General features: G+C 73.3%; 16 protein-coding genes and 1 pseudogene. 7 read left to right on the forward strand and 10 right to left on the reverse strand.

Going from position 1 to position 19207, the window contains the following annotated elements:
* Positions 1–150: 150 nt before the first annotated feature.
* The 3 genes from QFW77_RS19065 to QFW77_RS18145 all read right to left on the reverse strand — a co-directional run bounded on the left by QFW77_RS19065 (position 151) and on the right by QFW77_RS18145 (position 5774).
* Positions 151–3105, reverse strand: coding sequence for a hybrid sensor histidine kinase/response regulator (locus QFW77_RS19065; RefSeq protein WP_331487975.1), 2955 nt, complete (start codon positions 3103–3105; stop codon positions 151–153).
* 40 nt (positions 3106–3145) lie between these two features.
* The gene (locus tag QFW77_RS18140; protein ID WP_280576249.1) at positions 3146–4981 is read right to left on the reverse strand and encodes an EAL domain-containing protein; all 1836 of its coding nucleotides are present in this window, start codon (positions 4979–4981) and stop codon (positions 3146–3148) included.
* 217 nt (positions 4982–5198) lie between these two features.
* A complete protein-coding gene (locus tag QFW77_RS18145) occupies positions 5199–5774 on the reverse strand; it encodes a DUF4126 domain-containing protein (RefSeq protein WP_280576250.1) in 576 nt (191 codons plus the stop codon).
* 138 nt (positions 5775–5912) lie between these two features.
* Here QFW77_RS18145 and QFW77_RS18150 point away from each other — a divergent pair, with 138 nt between their 5' ends.
* The 4 genes from QFW77_RS18150 (at position 5913) to QFW77_RS18165 (ending at position 9041) form a co-directional block, all read left to right on the forward strand.
* Positions 5913–6665 carry a DUF6776 family protein gene (locus QFW77_RS18150; RefSeq protein WP_280576251.1) on the forward strand — a complete coding sequence of 251 codons (753 nt, stop codon included), beginning with the start codon at positions 5913–5915 and terminating at the stop codon, positions 6663–6665.
* A 31-nt stretch (positions 6666–6696) separates the two neighbouring features.
* Complete coding sequence (erpA, locus tag QFW77_RS18155; RefSeq protein ID WP_280576252.1) at positions 6697–7068, forward strand: iron-sulfur cluster insertion protein ErpA; 372 nt, start codon at positions 6697–6699, stop codon at positions 7066–7068.
* A gap of 34 nt (positions 7069–7102) precedes the next feature.
* Entirely contained in the window at positions 7103–7975 is an 873-nt protein-coding gene (gene nudC / locus QFW77_RS18160) for an NAD(+) diphosphatase (RefSeq protein ID WP_280576254.1), read from the forward strand.
* A 166-nt stretch (positions 7976–8141) separates the two neighbouring features.
* Positions 8142–9041 (forward strand): hypothetical protein, encoded by a 900-nt coding sequence (locus QFW77_RS18165; protein WP_280576256.1) that lies wholly within the window; start codon positions 8142–8144, stop codon positions 9039–9041.
* A gap of 20 nt (positions 9042–9061) precedes the next feature.
* On the opposite strand, the gene QFW77_RS18170 is transcribed toward QFW77_RS18165, so the two are convergent.
* From QFW77_RS18170 to QFW77_RS18195, 6 genes are all read right to left on the reverse strand, one after another.
* Positions 9062–11059, reverse strand: coding sequence for an MFS transporter (locus QFW77_RS18170; RefSeq protein WP_280576261.1), 1998 nt, complete (start codon positions 11057–11059; stop codon positions 9062–9064).
* Between the two features lie 42 nt (positions 11060–11101).
* Positions 11102–12412 carry a phosphoribosylamine--glycine ligase gene (gene purD, locus QFW77_RS18175; protein ID WP_280576263.1) on the reverse strand — a complete coding sequence of 437 codons (1311 nt, stop codon included), beginning with the start codon at positions 12410–12412 and terminating at the stop codon, positions 11102–11104.
* A complete protein-coding gene (locus tag QFW77_RS18180) occupies positions 12409–13506 on the reverse strand; it encodes a calcium/sodium antiporter (protein WP_280576264.1) in 1098 nt (365 codons plus the stop codon). Before QFW77_RS18180 ends, purD begins: the two co-directional genes overlap by 4 nt.
* 15 nt (positions 13507–13521) lie before the next feature.
* Entirely contained in the window at positions 13522–15108 is a 1587-nt protein-coding gene (gene purH, locus QFW77_RS18185) for a bifunctional phosphoribosylaminoimidazolecarboxamide formyltransferase/IMP cyclohydrolase (RefSeq protein WP_280576265.1), read from the reverse strand.
* Positions 15109–15187: 79 nt separating this feature from the next.
* On the reverse strand, positions 15188–15460 hold the full coding sequence (fis, locus tag QFW77_RS18190) for a DNA-binding transcriptional regulator Fis (protein WP_180677332.1): 273 nt from the start codon (positions 15458–15460) through the stop codon (positions 15188–15190).
* A gap of 141 nt (positions 15461–15601) precedes the next feature.
* Entirely contained in the window at positions 15602–16198 is a 597-nt protein-coding gene (locus QFW77_RS18195) for a DUF3426 domain-containing protein (RefSeq protein ID WP_280576267.1), read from the reverse strand.
* 34 nt (positions 16199–16232) lie between these two features.
* Between QFW77_RS18195 and QFW77_RS18200 the strand changes: the two genes are divergently transcribed.
* The gene (locus tag QFW77_RS18200; RefSeq protein WP_280576269.1) at positions 16233–16601 is read left to right on the forward strand and encodes a hypothetical protein; all 369 of its coding nucleotides are present in this window, start codon (positions 16233–16235) and stop codon (positions 16599–16601) included.
* On the opposite strand, the gene prmA is transcribed toward QFW77_RS18200, so the two are convergent.
* Positions 16598–17518 (reverse strand): 50S ribosomal protein L11 methyltransferase, encoded by a 921-nt coding sequence (prmA, locus tag QFW77_RS18205; RefSeq protein WP_280576271.1) that lies wholly within the window; start codon positions 17516–17518, stop codon positions 16598–16600. The two genes, QFW77_RS18200 and prmA, sit on opposite strands and share 4 nt — an antisense overlap.
* A 340-nt stretch (positions 17519–17858) precedes the next feature.
* Between prmA and QFW77_RS18210 the strand changes: the two genes are divergently transcribed.
* Complete coding sequence (locus QFW77_RS18210; RefSeq protein ID WP_280576272.1) at positions 17859–18812, forward strand: hypothetical protein; 954 nt, start codon at positions 17859–17861, stop codon at positions 18810–18812.
* Positions 18809–19159, forward strand: a pseudogene (locus tag QFW77_RS18215) (hypothetical protein); the annotation flags it as partial. The gene QFW77_RS18210 and the pseudogene QFW77_RS18215, both read left to right, overlap by 4 nt.
* Between the last annotated feature and the right edge of the window lie 48 nt (positions 19160–19207).

Consider the following 19207-nt stretch of genomic DNA (forward strand, 5'->3'; position numbering starts at 1 on the left):
CTTCGGCGGGAGCGGCCCCTGGCCGCGAAGGTCGCGGGTGGCACCGGACGGGGGGCGGCTTTCGCGCAAGCGACTGCGCCGGCCTTCGCCATGGGCCGATCCTGCGCGGTGGCGGCTCCGCCAGCGGAGGGCGCCGGGCCCGGGGCGGGGTCAGCTGGCGGCGCGGCTACCGGACCTGAGCGCGCGCCGCGCGCGCGCGAACTCGTTGGTCACCAGCGCCACCGCCACCGCCGGGCGCGCCAGGTTGCCCTCGCGGGCGCCGTGTTCGATGCGCTTGGCGGCGGCCGACAGCATCATCGCCCCCAGGTTGGCGCTGGACGACTTGAGCGAATGCGCGGCGTCGCGCAGCGCATCGTAATCCGGCCCGGACGCGGCGATCTCAAGCCGCGCCAGCAGGCGCGGCGTGTCCTCCAGGAACACGTCGATCAGCCGGTCGACCTCGTCGCCGAGCATCGAGCGCAGTTCTTCGAGCACTTCCTGGTCGATCACCGGCAGTAGCGGCGGCCGCGGCGGGATCGGCGGCGCGGCAGTGGCGGCAGGAGAGGCCGCCGCAGGCCCCGCCGGGGCGGCCTGCCGCGCCGGCGCCGCCGGCTGCCCGGTGGCGCTCGCCGGCGCGGTGGGCACGGCTGGCCGGGGTGGCGCCTGCAGGCCCGCCGGAACCGATCGCGCCGCGGCCGCCGGCGCAGCGCCGCTGGGCTGCAGACCGACCGCGGCGCGTGCCGCCGACGCGGCCGCGGCGCGTGCCGCCGACGCGGCCGCGGCCGTGCCCGGCCACGCCAGCGCGGTGGCGCCCGGCTCGGAGGCGGCGGGTGCCGGCGGCATCGTTGCGGGCCGCGGGGCCGCCCCGGGGGGGGCTTTCGGGATGGCCGGGGCGGCGGAACCGGGTGGTATCGAGGGCGGGGCAGCGGGCGCGCCCAGGGCGGAACGCGGCGCCGGCATCGCACCGGACGGGATGGTGGCCAGGGCCCGTTCGGCTTCTGCCAGCACGGTCTCGGTTTCCAGCGCGTCGCGGCTTCCGGCCGCTTCCGGAAGCGCCTCGGCGGCCTCCGTCGCGAGCACGATGTCCTCGATGCCTTCCTCGATGTGCTGCGGCGGCTGGCCGGGGGCCTCTGGCGCGCCGGCCTCCGGGGACCCGGTGGCGGTCTCGGGGGGCTGCATATCGGCTTCCGGTTCGGGCCCGGGCTCGGCCTCGGCCATCGCCCCGACCTGTTCCGGATTCCACCAGTGGTGCAGGCAGCGCTCGAGTTCGCTGCGGGTCACCGGCTTGGGCAGGTAGTCGTCCATGCCCGCATCCAGGCACTTCTGGCGGTCCCCGGCCATGGCGTTGGCGGTCATCGCGATGATCGGCAGGTGGCGGCTGCCCGCGGCCGCCTCGCTCTCGCGCCACTGCCGGGTCGCGGTGTAGCCGTCCATCACCGGCATCTGGCAATCCATCAGCACGATGTCGTAGCGCGATGCCGACATCCGCATCAGCGCGGCCTCGCCGTTGCCGGCGGTGTCGCAGGTGATGCCCAGCATCGACAACAGCCGCTGCCCGACCATCAGGTTGACCGGGTTGTCCTCGACCAGCAGCACCCGCGGGCTGCGCGCGAAGCTCCTGCCGGGGCTGGTCTCGGCGGGGCCGGCGTCGACCGGGGACGCCGGGGCGGACGCCGCCGGCGGCTGCCGCGCGGCCGCGTCGGCGGCCGTTGCGTCGGCTTCTGCGTCGGCATCCACCTCCCCGATCAGCGCCGCGCGCAGATCCGCATCCGGCGCCTGGCGGCTGAGTACGGTGGCGCTGCTGCGCAGCTCTTCGGGCACTTCGTCGTCTCCGTACAGGCACACCAGCCTGAGTTCGCCGTACACGCTCTGGCGGCCGAGGTTGCGGTGCAGGGCGAGCGCCGTGTGGCGCATGCCGGCCAGGTCCGCGAGCACGATCGAGTACGCCCACGGTGCGCCCTGGCTGGCGGCCGCGCGCAGCCGGTTGAGCGCCTCCTGGGTGGTCTCGACGGCGCTGACCCGCAGCCCCCAGTTGGGCAGCAGCATCGACAGGCGCAGGCGCAGGCGCGGGTCGGCGCTGAGCAGCAGCAGGCGGCCGCCGTCGCCGAGCTTCTCCTGGGTCGGCATGTCGCCGTACACCTTGAGCAGCGGCACCTCGAACCAGAACGTCGCGCCCTGTCCGCTCTCCGACTGCACCCCGATGCGGCCGTTCATCAGCTCGACGATGCGCTTGGAGATCGCCAGCCCCAGCCCGGTGCCGCCGTAGAGACGGGTGGTGGAGGCGTCGGCCTGGTTGAACGCCTGGAACAGGCGCCCCTGCGCCGCCTGCGAGATGCCGATGCCGGTGTCGCGGACCTCGAAGCGCAGCTGGTGCTGGGCCGTGGTCTCGCCGATGCGCCGCACGTTCACCGTCACCGAACCGCGCTCGGTGAACTTGACCGCGTTGCTCACCAGGTTGCCCAGGATCTGGCGCATGCGGACCGGGTCGCCGCGCACCGGCAGGCGCACCGAAGGATCGATGTGCAGGCTCAGGCGCAGGCCCTTGCTCTGCGCCGGGCGCTCCATCAGCTGCAGCACGCCTTCCAGCAGCTCGCGCAGGTTGAAGCTGGTGATCTCCAGCTCGAGCTTGTCGGCCTCGAGCTTGGAGTAGTCGAGGATGTCGTCGACGATGCGCAGCATCTGCTGCGAGGACGCGTACGCGGTGCGCACCAGCTCGCCGTGGTCGGCTTGCAGCCGCGCGTGCATCAGCAGGTCGAGCATCGGCACGATGCCGTTGAGCGGCGTGCGGATCTCGTGGCTCATGGTGGCCAGGAACTCGCCCTTGGCCATCACCGCCGACTCCGCGGCCTGCTTGGCCTGGCGAAGCTGCTGTTCGAGCTGGGTGTGGCGTTCGAGCTGTTCCTGCAGTTCCGCGCGTTCGGCCTCGTTGCGGCGCGCCAGGTCTTCGGCCTCGTCGAGGTCGCGCTCGCGCGCCTGCATGACGTAGATGGTGGCGCTGATGGCGAAGGTGGTCAGCAGCACCAGCACCAGGGCGATGCCTTGCCATGGCCCGGCCATGCCGATGAAGTCGAGCAGCAGCATCACCGCGGCGCCGGACGCGGCGCCCAGCGCCAGCCAGCGGAGCATCAATGCGGAGGGACGGGTCCTTGTCAACGTGGCCATGCCGCTACAACACCGAATGGTGGAAATCGAAGTCCAGGTCGCCGGCGACCTGCTGCACCAGGTTGCCCTGGATGTAGTCGATGCCGCTCATCCACAGCGTGGCGGCGGCCTGCGGGTCCTCGACCTGCTGGCCGATGACCTGCATGCCGAGGCGGTGCGCGCGCTCGATGGCGTCGCGCATCTCGTCGCGCACGGCGCTTTCGCCGAGCCGGCTGGAGAAATCCGCCGCCAGGCGCACGAAGCTCAGCGGCAGCTGCGCGATCAGCGGATTGATGTCCTCCCCGGGGCGGTACTGGCTCAGGCACAGCTGCACCCCCGCCGGCACCATGTCCGAGCAGAATTCCTGCAGCGAGACGGCATGGATCAGGGCGTCGTCCTGGCGCACGTCCAGCACCAGCGAGGAACCGTCGACGCGCTGGGTCTCCAGTTCCGCCAGCAGCCACGCGGCATGGCCGTCCCGTGCCAGGCTGCGCGGGGACTGCGAGACGAACAGCCGCACCGGTGCACCGCGCGCCTGCTGCCGCGCCAGCAGCGCCAGCGCCAGTTCCAGCACCTGCCGATCGATCTCGTGCAGCAACCCCGCCGACTCGGCCGCCGGCAGGATCTGCCCTGCGGTATGCAGCTCGCCCTCGGCGTCGCGCAGCCGCAGCAGCGTCTGGTACTGGGCCTCGTCGCCGCCGGCAACCGCGACGATCGGCTGGTAGGCCAGTTCGAGGCGGTTGCCGGCCAGGGCCTCGACGATCATGTCGGCCAGCCCGCTGCTCGCCGCGATCTCCTCGCTGGCCGGGGGCTGGTAGGCGGCGATGCCGATCGGGTCGGCGCGCGAGGCGCGCAGCGCCTGCTCGGCCGCCGACATCGCGCTGCCGGCGTCGGCGAAGCCGTGCCCCAGCGCGGTGCAGCCGACCCGCACCCGCAGCCGCAGCGGCTCGCCGGCCACCTCGAAGCCGTGGCGCCCGAGCCCGTCGCGCAGCCTCCGCGCCCAGCCCAGCATGTCTTCCGGCGCCTGCGCCGCATGGATCAGGAAGGTGTTGTCGTTGAGCCGCGCCGCATGGTGGCCGTCCGCCAGTGCGGCGACCTGGCGCCCGGCCTCGGTCAGCACCGACTCCAGCGCGGCGTAGCCGATACGGTCGCGCAGCGCGGGCACGCCGTCGATCTCGAGCATGAACAGTGCGCCGCCGCCGCCGCCCTCGTCGTCGCCGGGCACCGCCGCGGCCAGCCGCTGCAGCATCGCGTTGCGGGTCTGCAGCCCGCCGCTGGGCGGCGCCGGCTCGGTCCGGCGCTGCACGCGCAGCTGGCGTGCGCGCTTGATCCGGTTCTCGACCGCGGCCACCAGGTGGCGCGGACGCACCGGCTTGCTGAGGAAATCGTCGGCGCCGATTTCCAGCACCTCGAACTGGCGTTCCGGGTCCGGGTCGCCGGTGAGGAACACGATCGGCAGGTGCGCGTGGGTGGCGTGTCCGCGGATCATGTCGGTCAGTTCGGCGCCGTCCATGGCCGGCATGTGCAGGTCCATCAGCACCAGGTCCGGGGAGAACGCCTCCAGCGCCGCCATCACCTGGGCGGCGTCCGACACCGCCTGCGCCTCCATGCCGGCGCCGTGCAGCACGCTTTGCGCGAACAGCGCCTGGCTACGGTCGTCCTCGACGATCAGCACCCGGTAGGGCGGCTCGCCGGCGGCTGCGGCGGGCGGGCGCGCCGCGGCCGGCAGCAACAGCGCCTCCTCGGGCAGTCCGGCGCCGTCCTCGAGCGGCAGCACCGGGGCCGGCGCGTCCGCGCCCCAGCGTCGCCAGTACTGCGCCGGTGGAAACTCGGCGCGCCGCGGATCGTCAGCCTTCCCCATCCGTGCGACTGTGCCGCCATCGGGCAGCGCAGGCAACTGCCGGCCGCGACCGGCGGTCGCCGCGGCCGCACCGGCGGCGGCGGCCCCTGCCGGGGAGGCGCCTTCAGGAGCATTCCAGACTGGCACGCGGCGGGCCCTGGGCTTGCGGAACCGCCGATTATGCGCGAAGGCGGTGACGCCCTTCCGTGCGCCGCGCCGCAATCGGGCGCGGGCGCGCTCAGGCGGGCCGGGGGCTGCGCCTGAACAGGCGCCGCCAGAGCCACCAGAAGCCGGCGATCACCAGCAGCGCCACCGAAGCCACCAGGCCCAGCGCCAGCCACGGATGGCTGAAGGTCAGCGCCAGCGCGGCGACCACCAGCGCGTCCTCGCCCGCCGAGGCGGTCCAGTTGCTGAGCGGCTCGGGCGAGGTATTGAGCAGCGCCCGGGTGCCCGACTTGAGTACGTGGCTGGTCAGCGCCACGCCCGCGCCGGTCGCCAGCATCCCGGCGCCGAGTTGGCCGTCCGGCGACAGCGCTGCGGCCGCCAGGAACGCGCCGGCCGGCACCCGGGCCAGGGTCTGGAGCAGGTCCCAGGCCGAATCGACACCGGGGATCTTGTCGGCGAAGAACTCCGCCGCCGCCAGGACCCCGGACACGCCCAGCACCCAGGGGGAGCTGGTGGCCTGCAGCGCCTGCGGCAGCTCCAGCCAGCCCAGCGCGCCGGCCAGGCCGACCCCGAAGACCGTCAGGTACACGCGGATCCCGGCCAGCCACGCCAGCAGTACGCCGATCGCGAACAGATGGGCCTCGGACATGTGCGCTCCAGCGGGCGGCGCCGATCGGCGCCCGCGGGAAGTATAGGCAAGGCCGCGCCGGGCGCGGCGGTGAATGCGGGCGAACCGCGGTGCACCGGTGAGTTGACGACCGCTCGGCGCGCTGGCTATACCATCGCAATGAACGACGCGTCGCCACCCGGCCGGTCCGATGCGCCCGCCGCCCCCGCTCCCGTTGCGAGCGACCCCGCCCACTCCGATCCTCACGCGCGCTGGACCCAGGTGCTGCTGGGGGTGCTGGCGCTGTCGTTGGGATTCGGCCTGTGGGGCGCGGTGACGGTGCTGCGCGGCGATGCCCCGGGCGATCCGCAGGCGCGGATCCGCGCCCAGCAGGCGCAGATCGACGAACTGGAGCAGCGCGTCACCACCCTGTCGCGCTCGGACCAGATCAGCCGCGAGGCCAACCGCGAGCTGCAGGGGGCGCTGACCGAGCGGGAGGAGGAGATCGCCGGGCTGCGCGCCGACGTCGCCTTCTACGAACGCTTCGTCGGCTCCACCGCCCAACGGCGCGGATTGGCGGTGCACGAGCTGCATCTGCAGCCCAGTGGCGACGGCGTCTGGCACTTCACCGCCACCCTCACCCAGAACCTCAACCGGGGCGCGGTCAGCCGCGGCGCGCTGGAGCTGTCGGTGGAAGGCACCCGCGACGGCAAGCTCGAGCGCCTGGACTGGGTGGACCTGCGCCAGCAGCACGACGCGCCGGGGGTCGAGTACTCGTTCAAGTACTTCCAGCAGCTGAAGGGCGACATCCTGCTGCCGAAGGGCTTCGTGCCGGTGCGGGTGAGCGCGCACCTCGACCCGGCCGGGGCGGCCGCGGTCGAGCAGTCCTTCACCTGGGCCGAAGCGACAGGGCGTTCTGCCCCCGACGCTTGAACGGCGGGCGCGCGGCCCCCATCCTGAGCGCATGGAAACCACCTCGAACGCCCCCATCGGCTACCAGGGCCTGCCACGCCCGATCGACTTCACCGCGGCCGCGGCGGCGAAGGTGCGCGAGCTGATCGCCGAGGAAGGCAACCCGGCGCTGAAGCTGCGGGTCTACATCCAGGGCGGCGGCTGTTCCGGCTTCCAGTACGGGTTCGAGTTCGACGAGGAGCAGGCCGACGAGGACCTGGCGGTCGACACCGACGGCGTGGTGCTGCTGGTCGATCCGCTGAGCCTGCAGTACCTGATGGGCTCGGCGGTGGACTATGTCGAGAGCCTGCACGGCGCGCAGTTCACGATCCGCAATCCCAACGCGAAGACCACCTGCGGCTGCGGCAGCAGCTTCACCGTGTAGTCCGCCTCCGGCAGCGGCATGCGATCATTGCCGCATGCCATTCGCCTTCGTCGGGGGCGCGCTCGATCGCGCCGAACACCTGCGCAACGACGCCGCGGCGATCGCCGCGCTGTGGCCGCGCGCGCGCGTGCTGCTGCTCGACGACGACGGTTGCGCCCTGGCCGATGCGCAACGGCAGCCGTATCCTCCGCCGGCGGCGGCGCTGGCGACGGTCGATCCGGCCACGGCGGTGTTCCTCGGTCTGCACGGCGGCCAGGGCTGGTTCGCGTTGCCCGCCGGCGAGCTGGCCGCGGCGGCGCCGGAGCGGATCGACCTGCGCACCGCCGCGGCCGCCTGGCCGGTCATGGAAGCCACCGCCTTCGCCCAGGCGCGCGCGGTGCTGCACTGGCGCGCTCGGCAGCGCCACTGCGGCGCCTGCGGCGGTGCGCTGCGCTTCGCCCGCGCCGGCTGGCTCGGCCATTGCGCGCCCTGCGGCCTCGAGCACTACCCGCGCACCGACCCGGCGGTGATCGTCGCGGTCAGCGACGGCGAGCGGCTGCTGCTGGGGCGGCAGGCGGGCTGGCCGCCGCGGCGCTGGTCGGTGCTGGCCGGCTTCGTCGAACCCGGCGAGACCCTGGAACAGACGGTCGCGCGAGAGGTGTTCGAGGAATCCCGGGTGCGGGTGCGCGCCAGCCGCTACCTGGCCTCGCAGCCGTGGCCGTTTCCCGGCTCGCTGATGCTGGGGTTCGAGGCCGATGCCGAACCCGACGAGCCGGTGGTGAACGACGAGCTCGAGGACGCGCGCTGGTTCACCCGCGAACAGGTCGGCGCCGCGCTGCGCGGCGAGACCCGCGACGACGGCCTGCTGCTCTCGCCGCGGATCTCGATTTCGCGCTGGCTGGTGGAACGGTGGTGGGAGCGGCGCTGAGCCCCGGCTGACGGCGCCGGCCGCGCCGGGTCCGGATGCGCCTCGCGAGGGCGGGCGGGGCGGGACGCGCCGGGACCGGCGAGTCCGGGGAGCGATTGCCGCGCGCCCCCGGTCCGCCGGTCGGGCGTTGCGGCCGGACCGGGCGCCGTACCGCTACACTCGCGGCATGTTCGCCACGCTGCTCGCGGTCGTCGTGGCGCTGGTGCTCGGGCATGTGGCGCCGGCGCTGGCGGCGTCGTTGCGCCAGTTCGACTGGTACGCGGGCTGGCTGCGCTGGCTCGACGAGCGTTTCCCGCAGCGGAGCGTGTGGCGCGGGCCGTTCGGCATCGCCGTGGCGCTGGTCCCGCCGGTGCTGCTGCTGGCGCTGTTCCAGGTCGCCTTGGACGAGCGCATGTTCGGCTTCCCCGCGCTGCTGCTCGGGGTGGCGGTGCTGTTCTACAGCTGGGGACCGCGCGACCTCGACCTCGACGTGCAGGCGGTGCTGGAAGCGCCGGATGCCGCGGAGCGCCATGCGGCGGCGGCGCGGCTGTGGCCCCGGGGCCAGGCGCCCTCGCTGGCCGGGGGCGCGCTGGTGGCGGCGGCGTTCCGCAGCGCCCGGACCCGCTGGTTCGGGGTGCTGTTCTGGTTTCTCCTGCTGGGGCCGGCCGGCGCGCTGCTTTACCGGCTGGCGGCGCTGGCGGCGCAGGGCGAGGCCTCGGCGGCGCTGCCCGAGGCCACCGCCGCCGGGGCGCGGCGGCTGCTGGCGGCGCTCGACTGGCCGGTCGACCAGCTGCTGGCGGCTTCGCTGGCGCTGGTCGGCAATTTCGACGTGGTGGTCGGCGCCTGGCGCCAGGCCGGCGGCGCGGCGTTCGCGCTGGGCTCGCGGTTCCTGGAGACGCTGGCGCAGGCCAGCGTGCGCGGCGAGCTGGCCGAGGAGGTCGACGACTACGCCGGCAGCGGCGTGCCGGCACCGCTGGCGGTCGGGCCGCTGCCCGAGCTGCGCGACGCGATGAGCCTGGTGTGGCGGATCCTGCTGCTGTGGCTGGCGTTGATCGCGGTGTTCGTGGTCGCCGGCTGGGTGGGCTGAACCCGCACGTCCGGACCCGGTCAGGCGCGCTCGCCGCGCAGTTCCCGTACCTTGGCTTCCAGATCCGCCGCGGTGGCGCCGGCGCCATCGACCGGCGCGGCGGCGGCCACCTCCACGTGGGCGCGGAACCGGCGCGGCAGCCGCGCCCGCCGCAGCCGCGAATCCTGCCGGCTCCACATGCTCGACCACATGCCGCGCAGCGCCATCGGCACCACCGGCACCGGCCTGCGCTCCAGGATCCGTTCCACCCCGTTGCGGAACGGCGCGATCGTGCCGTCGGCGGTCAGCCGCCCTTCGGGAAAGATCGCCACCAGTTCGCCTTCCAGCAGGGTGCGGTCGATCTCCTCGAAGGCGCGCCGCATCAGTGCCGGATCCTCCCTTTCCGGCGCGATCGGGATCGCCCTGGCGGTGCGGAAGATCCAGCGCAGCACCGGGATCCGGAAGATGCGGTGGTACATCACGAAGCGCACCGGGCGCGGGATGCTGGCCGCCAGGATCAGCGCGTCCATGTAGCTGACGTGGTTGCAGACGATCAGGCCCGGGCCTTCGTCCGGCACGTGCGCTTCCACGCCGTGCACGCGCAGCCGGTACAGCGCCCGCACCAGCATCCAGCTGAGCAGGCGCATCAGGAATTCGGGCACGATGGTGAAGATGTAGATCGCCACCACGGCATTGGCGATCGCCAGCGCCAGGAACACCTGCGGGATGCTCCAGCCGAGCAGGCGCTGCACCGCGACGCCGAGCACCGCCGCGGCGACGATGAAGGCGGCGTTCTGGATGTTCAGCCCGGCGATCACCCGCGACAGTTCGTTGCCCGGCGTGCGGCTCTGGATCAGCGCGAACAGCGGCACGATGAACAGCCCCGCGAAGAAGCCGATGCCGGTGAGGTCGGCGGCGATGCGCCAGCCGCCGGGGGCGGCCAGGAACTCGGCGATGGCCAGGCCGGTCGCCGGCGCCGCGCCGCTGCGCGCCAGGTACAGGTCGAGCATGCAGGCGCTCATGCCGAACGCGCCCAGCGGCACCAGTCCGATCTCGACGGTGCGCATCGAGAGCTTCTCGCACAGCAGTGAACCGATCCCCACGCCCACCGAGAACAGCGCCAGCGCGAAGATGTACAGGCTGGTGCTGCGCTCGGGCGCACCCAGGTTGATCTCGGCGTAGGTGGGCAGCTGCGCGGTCAGCACGGTGCCCACGAACCAGAACCAGGACACGCCGAGGATCGCGTTGCGCACCGCCAGCTGGCGGCGGGTGAGTTTCCAGATCGCCCACGACTCGGGGATCGGATTCCAGTGCACCTTCAGCTCCGGGGCCCCGGCGTCGATGCGCGGGATCGTCCGCGCCACCAGGTTGCCGGCCACCGCCAGCGCCACCACCGAGGCGGCGGCGGCCTCGGGCCCCCAGCTGCCGGCCAGCTGGAACACCAGGCCGCCGTAGATCATCCCGACCAGGATCGAGATCGAGGTGCCCATCTCGACCAGGCCGTTGCCGCCGGTCAGCTCCTCCGGCTTGAGCACCGCCGGCAGGATCGAGTACTTGACCGGCCCGAACAGGGTCGACTGCACCCCGGTGCAGAACAGCGCCACCAGCAGCACCGGCATGTTCTGGGTCAGGAAGCCGATCGCCGCCAGCGACATGATCGCGATCTCCATCGCCGTGGTGATCACGATCAGGCGCTGCTTCTGCATGCGCTCGGCAACCTGGCCGGCGATCGCCGAGAACAGGAAGTACGGCAGGATGAACAGCGCCGGCGCCAGGTTGGTGTAGAGGGTGCGGTCCTCGCTGCTGATGCCCAGATAGAACAACAGGCCGATGATCGCCTGCCGGTACACGTTGTCGTTGAAGGCGCCCAGCGCCTGCACGGTGAAGTAGGGCAGGAACCGGCGCTGCCGCAGCAGCCCGAACTGGCTGTGGGTGGCCGGGGCCGCGGGCTGCGCCCGTGGCCCGGCCGGCGCCGTCGTGGGCGCGTCGCCGGATCGTGCCCCGGGGGCCGCTGGTCGATTCGGCTTGTCCTGCGCCATGCGGCCTCCGCTCGGTCTGGGCCGGAGTGTAGCCGGCGCGCGCTACCCCTGCCCGGCGCGTTCGCGCTCGATCGCGCGCCAGCCGATGTCGTGGCGGTGGAACTCGCCGGCCCAGGAAATGCCGGCCACGGCGGAGTAGGCGCGCTGTTGCGCCGCGGCCACGGTATCGCCGAGCGCGCACACGCACAGCACCCGGCCGCCGGCGGTGACCACGTGTTCGCCCTCGATGCGGGTGCCGGCGTGGAACACCTTGGTGTCCTCCGGCTCGGGCACGTCCCAGGAGTTGATGGTGTCGCCGGTGCGCGGCTTGCCCGGATAGCGCTCGGCCGCCATCACCACGCCGAGCGAGGCGCGCGGATCCCAGTCGGCCCGCATCCGGTCCAGGCGGCCGTCGATGCCGGCCTCGACCAGGGCGGCGAAGTCGGAACGAAGCCGGAGCATGATCGGCTGGGTCTCGGGGTCGCCGAAGCGCACGTTGAACTCGATCACCTTCGGGCTGCCGTCCGGGGCGATCATCAGCCCCGCGTAGAGGAAGCCGGTGAACGGCACCCCGTCCTCGCGCATTCCCCGCACGGTCGGTTCGATCACCTCCCGCAGGATCCGCTGGTGCACCTCCGGCGTCACCACCGGCGCCGGCGAATAGGCGCCCATGCCGCCGGTATTGGGCCCGGTGTCGCCATCGCCGACGCGCTTGTGGTCCTGGCTGGTGGCCATCGCCAGCGCGTGCCCGCCGTCGACCATGGCGATGAAGCTGGCCTCTTCGCCCTCCAGGAATTCCTCCACCACCACCCGCGCCCCGGCCTCGCCGAAGGCATAGCCGGAGAGCATGTCGGTGATCGCCGCCTCGGCCTCGGCCAGGGTCATGGCCACGATCACCCCCTTGCCGGCGGCCAGCCCGTCGGCCTTGATCACGATCGGCGCGCCGCCGCTGTTCTCGGCATGCGCCTGCACGTGCTCGAGCGCCGCCTCGGCCCCGGTGAAGACCCGGTAGCTGCCGGTGGGGATGCCATGGCGGGCAAGGAAATCCTTGGCGTAGGCCTTGCTGCCCTCCAGCCGCGCGGCGGCGGCGCTCGGGCCGAAGATGCGCTGGCCGGCCTCGCGGAAGCGGTCGACGATCCCGGCCACCAGCGGCCCCTCCGGCCCGACCACGGTGAAGGCCACGCCCTCGCGCCGCGCCAGCGACAGCAGCCCGTCCAGGTCGCCCGTGCCGATCTCGACGTTGCGGCATTTTTCCTCGGCTGCGGTGCCGGCGTTGCCGGGCGCCACCAGCACCTCGTCCACGCCCGCCGATTGCGCCAGCTTCCACGCCAGGGCGTGCTCGCGGCCGCCCGCGCCGATCACCAGTACCTTCATCGTCCGTCTCCTTGCAGTTCGCGCGCCCGCGCGCGGCGGTAGTGCAGCGAGCGCAGCACCAGCATACCGAGGGTCAATGCCGTCAGCGGCACCACGAAGCGCATCATCACCGCGCTGTAGGCGGGCAGTGCGTCGTGGCCGGCGGCGTCCAGCAGCAGGTAGGCCAGGTACGCGCCGTAGTAGCCCAGGAACACCGCGCCCTCCCAGCGCCGGATGCAGTGCCCGGTGTAGAAGATCGGCAGGCAGGCCAGCGCCACCGCGGTCATCACCGGCAGGTCGAAGCGGATCACCGCGTCGCCGACCGCCAGCCCCTGCGCCGAGATCGCCGCGGTCAGCGCCAGCACCAGCAGCAGGTTGAGCACGTTGCTGCCGACCACGTTGCCCACCGCCATTTCGCGCTCGCCGCGCAGCATCGCCAGCAGCGAGGTGGCGATCTCGGGCAGCGACGTGCCCACCGCCACCACGGTCAGGCCGATGACCAGCTCGCTCACCCCCATTGCCGCGGCGACGCCGGTGGCGGCCTCGACCAGCCAGTCGGCGCCGGCCACCAACAGCGCCAGCCCGGCGGCCACCAGCGCCAGGTCGATCGCCCGGCTGGCCGGGCCGCGCGGGACCTTGGCGCGCTCCGCCTGGTCGTCCTCGGCATCGTCGCCGCGCAGCGCCAGCCACAGCAGCAGGCCGAGGTAGCCGAGGCTGGCGGCGAACAGCGCCGCACCCTCGATCCGCGACAGCCGGCCGTCCAGGGTCAGCAGCATCACCGCTACCGAGCAGACGATCATCACCGGCACGTCGAGGCGGATCAGCTGCCGCGACACGGTGAGCGGGGCGATCACCGCGCTCAGCCCGAGGATCAGCAGCACGTTGGTGATGTTGCTGCCCACCACGTTGCCCACCGCCAGGTCGGCCACTCCGCTGCGCGCCGCGCCGATGCCGACTGCGAGCTCCGGGGCGCTGGTGCCGAGCGCGACCACGGTCAGGCCGATCACCAGCGGCGACAGCCCGGTCGCGGCGGCCAGCCGCGAGGCGCCGCGCACCAGCATCTCCGCGCCGCCGAGCAGGGCGGCCAGGCCGCCGAGGAAGAGCAGCAGGGTCATCGGATCAACGGGGCCCTAGTGCCGGAAATGGCGCACGCCGGTGAAGACCATGGCGATGCCGTGCTCGTCGGCTGCGGCGATCACCTCGGCGTCGCGCATCGAGCCGCCCGGCTGGATCACCGCGCCGATGCCGGCGGCTGCGGCGGCGTCGATGCCGTCGCGGAACGGGAAGAACGCGTCGCTGGCCAGCGCCGAGCCCCGGACCTCGAGCCCGGCCTCTTCGGCCTTGAGCGCCGCGATCCGTGCGCTGACCACCCGGCTCATCTGCCCCGCGCCGACGCCGATGGTGCGGCCGTCGCGGGCGTAGACGATCGCGTTGGACTTGACGTACTTGGCCACCCGCCAGGCGAACAGCAGGTCGTCCAGCTCGCGCTGCTCCGGCGCGCGCCGGCTGACCACCGTGAGTTCGTCGCGGCCGACCTCGCGGATGTCGGCGGTCTGCATCAGCAGGCCGGAGCCGACCCGTTTCACATCGATTCCGTTGCGCCCCCCGCCGTGGGGAATGCGCAGCACCCGCACATTGGCCTTCTTCCGCGCCAGCGCCAGCGCCTGCTCCTCGTAGTCCGGCGCGATCAGCACCTCGACGAACTGGCGCTCGAGGATGCCGCGCATGGTGGCCGCGTCCAGGGTGGCGTTGAAGGCGAGGATGCCGCCGAAGGCCGAGGTGGGGTCGGTGGCGTAGGCGCGCTCGTAGGCCTCGCCGCAGCCGCCGGCGACGGCCACGCCGCAGGGGTTGGCGTGCTTGACGATCACGCATGCCGGCGCGTCGAACTGGCGCACGCATTCCCAGGCCGCATCGGCATCGGCGATGTTGTTGTAGGACAGCTCCTTGCCCTGCAGCTGCGAGAACGTGGCCAGGGTGCCGGGCGCCGGCCACAGGTCCCGGTAGAACGCGGCCTGCTGGTGCGGGTTCTCGCCATAGCGCAGGTCCATGAGCTTGACGAAGCTGCCGTTGCTCTGCGCCGGAAATGCGGCGCGGCCCGCCGCGCCGGCATCGGACGGCTCGGCGATGGACGAGAGCACGTCGCTGATGCGCGCGTCGTACTGGGCGACGCGGTTGAACGCGGCCACCGCCAGCGCATAGCGGGTGGACGCCGTCAGCGCGCCGGCGTTGTCGTCGAGTTCGGCGAGCAGCCCGCGGTACTGCGCCGGATCGGTGGCCACCGCCACATGGGCGAAGTTCTTGGCCGCGGCGCGCAGCATCGCCGGGCCGCCGATGTCGATGTTCTCGATGATCTCCCCGAAGCCGGCATCCGGACGGTACGCGACCCGTTCGAACGGGTACAGGTTCAGCACCAGCAGGTCGATCGGGGCGATGCCGTGCTCGGCCATCGCCGCGTCGTCGGTGCCGCGGCGGCCGAGCAGCGCGCCATGGATCTTCGGGTGCAGGGTCTTGACCCGGCCGTCCATGATCTCGGGAAACCCGGTGACTTCGGAGACCTCGCGCACCGCCAGCCCGGCCTCGCGCAACGCGCGCGCGGTGCCGCCGGTCGACAGCAGTTCCACGTCGCGTTCCGCCAGCGCGCGGGCCAGCTCGATCAGGCCGGTCTTGTCGGAGACGGACAGCAGCGCCCGGCGCACGGGCAGTCGGTCGGCAGTCATGGGCGGGCGTCGGGTGCGGGGGCGGAATTATAGCGTCCGCGCCGCATCGCCCTGCCGCGGCGGGTGCCGCCGGCGGCGCTCAGCTCAGCCCGTAGTCGCGCAGCTTCTTGCGCAGGGTGGCGCGGTGGATGCCGAGCATCGACGCGGCCCGGCTCTGGTTGCCCTCGCAGTGGTTCAACACCTCGACGAACAGCGGAATCTCCAGCTCGCGCAGCGCGATCTCGTACAGGTTGTCGGTGCCGCTGCCGTTGAGATCGCCGATATAGCGCCGCACCGAGTTGGCCACGTGGTCGCGCAGCGGTGTGCGCTGGCCGGAGCGATTGCTGGGATCGGGTCGTTCGGCGGCGTTCAAGATCGTGTCCGTGCGGCTGCGACCGCCACGGCGCCGGGGCGCCAGCGTCCGATGGCGTCCGGGGCTGTCGGCGGGGGGAGGGAGTCTAGCCCGCCGGGCGGGGATGCGCCAAGCCGCAGTGCAAGATCGCCGCCGCCACGCTCAGTGGAACTCGAAATCGAACGCCACCGTGTGCGGCGAGGGTTCCAGGACGTCCATGCGGATGGTGGCGCGCTGTCCGCTGGACATGCCCCCGGACGCGGGTGCGGCGGCGAGGTACTCGTGCGCGAGGAAGCGCCGTTCGCCGAGAGGGCGGCCATCGACGTCGGTAAGCCGCAGCTGCAGCTGCGGCCAGGCCTGGGTCCAGCGCGCATCGTTGCGGATCGTGGCGCTGACGCGCAGCACCCCGGGGCGTTGCGGGTGCGGTCTGACATCCCGATGCAGCAGGGCGATCGCCTGCGGCTCGCGCCACGGCGGCAGCGCGCAGCCGAGCGTGCCGCAGAGCCGGGCGAGCAGCGGCCGCCACTGCGGATCGGCGGCGAGGCGTTCGCGGTCGGCGAGCAGCAGCTGCAGCGCCAGCAGCGATGCCAGCGCGGCGATGGCCGCGAGCGCCGGCCAGCGGTGCCGCACCGCCTGGCCGGCATGGCGGCGGCGCTGCGCGAAGCTCGGCGCCGGCCGGCCGTGGGCGACCGCCCGTGGCGCCTCGGCGGCAGGCGGCGGTGGGTCCGGTCGCTCCGGCGCGCGCCCGGGATCGTCCACCGCCGGGGTCGTTGGGGGGCGACCGTCCTCGCCGGTGTCCACCGCGGCCGGGGCGCCGGCCGGCACCGCGGCTGGCGGTGCCGGCGCAGTCGCGGCGGGCGATCCGGGTGCGGGCACCGGCGGAGACGGCGGCTTCAACGCGACGAACGGCACCGCGCCGGCCGCGGCCGCCGGCCGCGCTGGCGGGATGGAGTGGGCGGGCGGCGGAGCCGGTGCAGCAGGGGTGGGCGGCGCCGATTCCGATGCGGCAGGGGTCGGCGGTGGCGGCGCTTGCGGGGCTGGCGCAGCCGTGGCCGGCTCGCGCAGCGCGAAGCCGCAGCGCGGGCAGCGTTCGGGCGGCAGGTCGGTGGCCAGGTCGGTGGCCACCAGTGCGGCGCAGTTGGGGCAGTTGATGAACATCTAGCGGCGGCGCACGCCATCGATGCGGACCCAGTCGCCCTCGTGCGCGACCGCCAGGGATTCGAACCAGGGCCGGTAGCGCCGCAGCAGTTCCTCCTGCTGGCCGTCGAGCACGCCCGACAGCGCCAGCCGGCCGCCCGGTGCGACCCGCGCGGCGAGGTCGTCGGCGAGCGCGTCGAGCGCGGCGGCGAGGATGTTCGCGACCACCACCGGGAAGGTCCCGGCCGGCGCCTGCTGCGGCGAAGCCAGCCGCAGGCGGGCATCGACGCCGTTGCGCCGGGCATTGTCGGCGCTGGCCTGCAGCGCCTGCGGGTCGTTGTCGATGCCGAGCGCGCCGGCGGCGCCGAGCTTGAGCGCGGCCAGCGCCAGGATGCCGCTGCCGCAGCCGTAGTCGAGCACCTCGCGGCCCTGCAGCTCCCCGGCCGCGGCGAGTGCGTCGAGCCACTGCAGGCACAGCGAGGTGGTCGGATGGGTCCCCGAGCCGAACGCCAGCCCCGGATCCAGCCGCACCACCGCGGCGTCCTGGTCGTCGGCGCCGGCGGGCATCTCGCTGTTCCACGGAACGATCCAGGTACGGGCGCCGAACCGCATCGGCGCGTACCGGTCCATCCAGGCGCGTTCCCAGTCCTGGTCCTCGACGTTGCGGAACTCGGTGCGCCCCCAGTCGAGCGCGGGGTCGAAGGCCTCCAGCGCCGACAGCAGCAGCAACGCGTCGGCATCGTGCGGGAACAGCGCGCTCAACCGCAGGGTGGTCCACAGCGGCGTCTCGCCCACGCCGGGCTCCAGGATGGCGTGCTCGTCGGCGGTGCCGGCATCGGCATCGACCAGGGTCACCGCCAGGGCGCCGATGTCCTCGAGCGCGCGCTCGTAGCGCGGGTGTTCGTCCTCGCTGCAGCGCAGCGACAGTTCCAGATACGGCATGGCATCCGCGCGGTTTGACTGGTTGCATGGTGCGGTGCGGTGCTGCGCGCGTAAAGTGCGCGCCGTCGCGGAACCGGCGTGCGGCCGCGCGCGCGGGGCCCGGTTCCACTAGGATGTGAACCCGCGGGCGCCATGCGCAACCTCCGCCGGCCGGATGTCCCGATCCTGTCGATCGGGCCTTGCGCAGGCGCCGGCCGCCGGGAGCGACTGGTGCGCCAGGGCCGACCCAGGAGAGAATGCCCGGAATGCGCAGCGAGGAGTTCGGCCAGTGTCCGGAGTACTGACGGCGACCGGCCGGGTTCACTCGCGGCCGGCCAGGATGCCGTGGACCCATATGCCGATGTCCGCCAGCAAACCCCTGATCGCCCTCGCCGTGCTGGCGCTGCTGGCCGGGCTGGCCCTGTGGCTGCGTGCCGGAAGCGATCCCCGGCCCGGAGAGGCTCCGGCCGGCGCGCAGCCGGAGGCTGGCGCGGTGCCGCAGGCGACCGGCTTCGCAGGCTCCGCCCCGGCGCTGTCGCCGCCCCCGGCAACGGCCGCCACCGTGGCGCAGGCGCGTCGCGAATCGCTGCGCGCCTCGTTCGAACGGGCCGACGATCTCCATCTGTACCTGCAGTCGCTGCTGCCGGCGGCGCGCGCCGGCGATGCCGAGGCGATGTGGCTGGTCAGCCGGATCCACGAGTATTGCGCGCCCTACGCCGGCGACCCGGGCGGCTACGCCAACGACACCGACCTGTTCGGGCGCATGAGGCTGCGCGCTTCGGACACCATGGTCGCGGCGCGCGAACGGGTCAGCCGGCGCTGCGGACGCTTCGGCCCGCGCGATGGGCTGGAGCCGACCATGATCCTGGTGCAGCGGCGGGAGGCGGCGGAAGCGGGCAGCCTCGCCGCCGAGGCGGCGCTGCTGGCCGCCGGCGAGCCGCTGGACGAGGCGCCGGCCTACCGCCGCGACCTCGCCGCGCGCGTGCAGCGCTCGGCCGATCCGGAAGCGTATGTCGCGCTGGCGCCGGCGATGGGCGTGCTCGCCAGCGGCGATGCCGCCTATGACGGTATGGTGGCGGGCGACCAGTTCGCCGAGCTGGCCTGGCAGCTGGCGGCGTGCGAGCTGGGGCAGGATTGCGGCGCCGGGGGGGCGCTGATGACCAACTATTGCGCCAATGGCGGGGTCTGCCCGCAGGACCCGGCCGAGGATTTCGAGACGTTCGTGTATGAAGGCGCGATTCCGCGACAGGGGGCGGAGGTCGTCGATGCCATGGTTGACTCGCTGCTGACGGGCGAGGGAGAAATGTTGAAATGAAGAACAAGCGCTTCGTGCACAGGATCAAGTTCTATTTCTGGGTGTTGCTGTTCGTCGCCTATTCGGTCACCGCGGCCGGGGTGATGATCGATGCGCTCAACGACAACTACCGGGAGCTGTCGCAGGTCGCGATCACCACCATCGACGCGCCGGCGGAGGTGCGGATGAGCGGGGCGGCGCAGATCGCCGCGGTCTATCGCGCGCAGAGCGGCGCGCCGTTCTCGTCGCTGCCGCCGGGCAGCACCTTCAAGGTGATCTGGCCGGACGGCTCCAGCGAGTACGTGACCGTGGTCAGCCAGGCCTCGGCCGCCGGCGTGCGGCTGGTGCCGGGCACGCGCGTGCCCGCCCCGGAGCTGGCCGAACCCGCAGGCGCGCTGCAGCTGGTGCCGGTGGAG

The sequence above is a fragment of the Luteimonas endophytica genome, assembly GCF_029887875.1.
GTDB lineage: Bacteria > Pseudomonadota > Gammaproteobacteria > Xanthomonadales > Xanthomonadaceae > Luteimonas > Luteimonas endophytica.

Excerpts from the sequence above, each read along its gene's own strand:
- QFW77_RS19065 (WP_331487975.1), bottom strand. The coding sequence starts at position 3,105 with ATGCTCCGCTGGCTGGCGCTGGGCGCCGCGTCCGGCGCCGCGGTGATG.
- QFW77_RS18140 (WP_280576249.1), bottom strand. The coding sequence starts at position 4,981 with ATGGGGAAGGCTGACGATCCGCGGCGCGCCGAGTTTCCACCGGCGCAG.
- QFW77_RS18145 (WP_280576250.1), bottom strand. The coding sequence starts at position 5,774 with ATGTCCGAGGCCCATCTGTTCGCGATCGGCGTACTGCTGGCGTGGCTG.
- QFW77_RS18150 (WP_280576251.1), top strand. The coding sequence starts at position 5,913 with ATGAACGACGCGTCGCCACCCGGCCGGTCCGATGCGCCCGCCGCCCCC.
- erpA (WP_280576252.1), top strand. The coding sequence starts at position 6,697 with ATGGAAACCACCTCGAACGCCCCCATCGGCTACCAGGGCCTGCCACGC.
- nudC (WP_280576254.1), top strand. The coding sequence starts at position 7,103 with ATGCCATTCGCCTTCGTCGGGGGCGCGCTCGATCGCGCCGAACACCTG.
- QFW77_RS18165 (WP_280576256.1), top strand. The coding sequence starts at position 8,142 with ATGTTCGCCACGCTGCTCGCGGTCGTCGTGGCGCTGGTGCTCGGGCAT.
- QFW77_RS18170 (WP_280576261.1), bottom strand. The coding sequence starts at position 11,059 with ATGGCGCAGGACAAGCCGAATCGACCAGCGGCCCCCGGGGCACGATCC.
- purD (WP_280576263.1), bottom strand. The coding sequence starts at position 12,412 with ATGAAGGTACTGGTGATCGGCGCGGGCGGCCGCGAGCACGCCCTGGCG.
- QFW77_RS18180 (WP_280576264.1), bottom strand. The coding sequence starts at position 13,506 with ATGACCCTGCTGCTCTTCCTCGGCGGCCTGGCCGCCCTGCTCGGCGGC.
- purH (WP_280576265.1), bottom strand. The coding sequence starts at position 15,108 with ATGACTGCCGACCGACTGCCCGTGCGCCGGGCGCTGCTGTCCGTCTCC.
- prmA (WP_280576271.1), bottom strand. The coding sequence starts at position 17,518 with ATGCCGTATCTGGAACTGTCGCTGCGCTGCAGCGAGGACGAACACCCG.
- QFW77_RS18210 (WP_280576272.1), top strand. The coding sequence starts at position 17,859 with ATGTCCGCCAGCAAACCCCTGATCGCCCTCGCCGTGCTGGCGCTGCTG.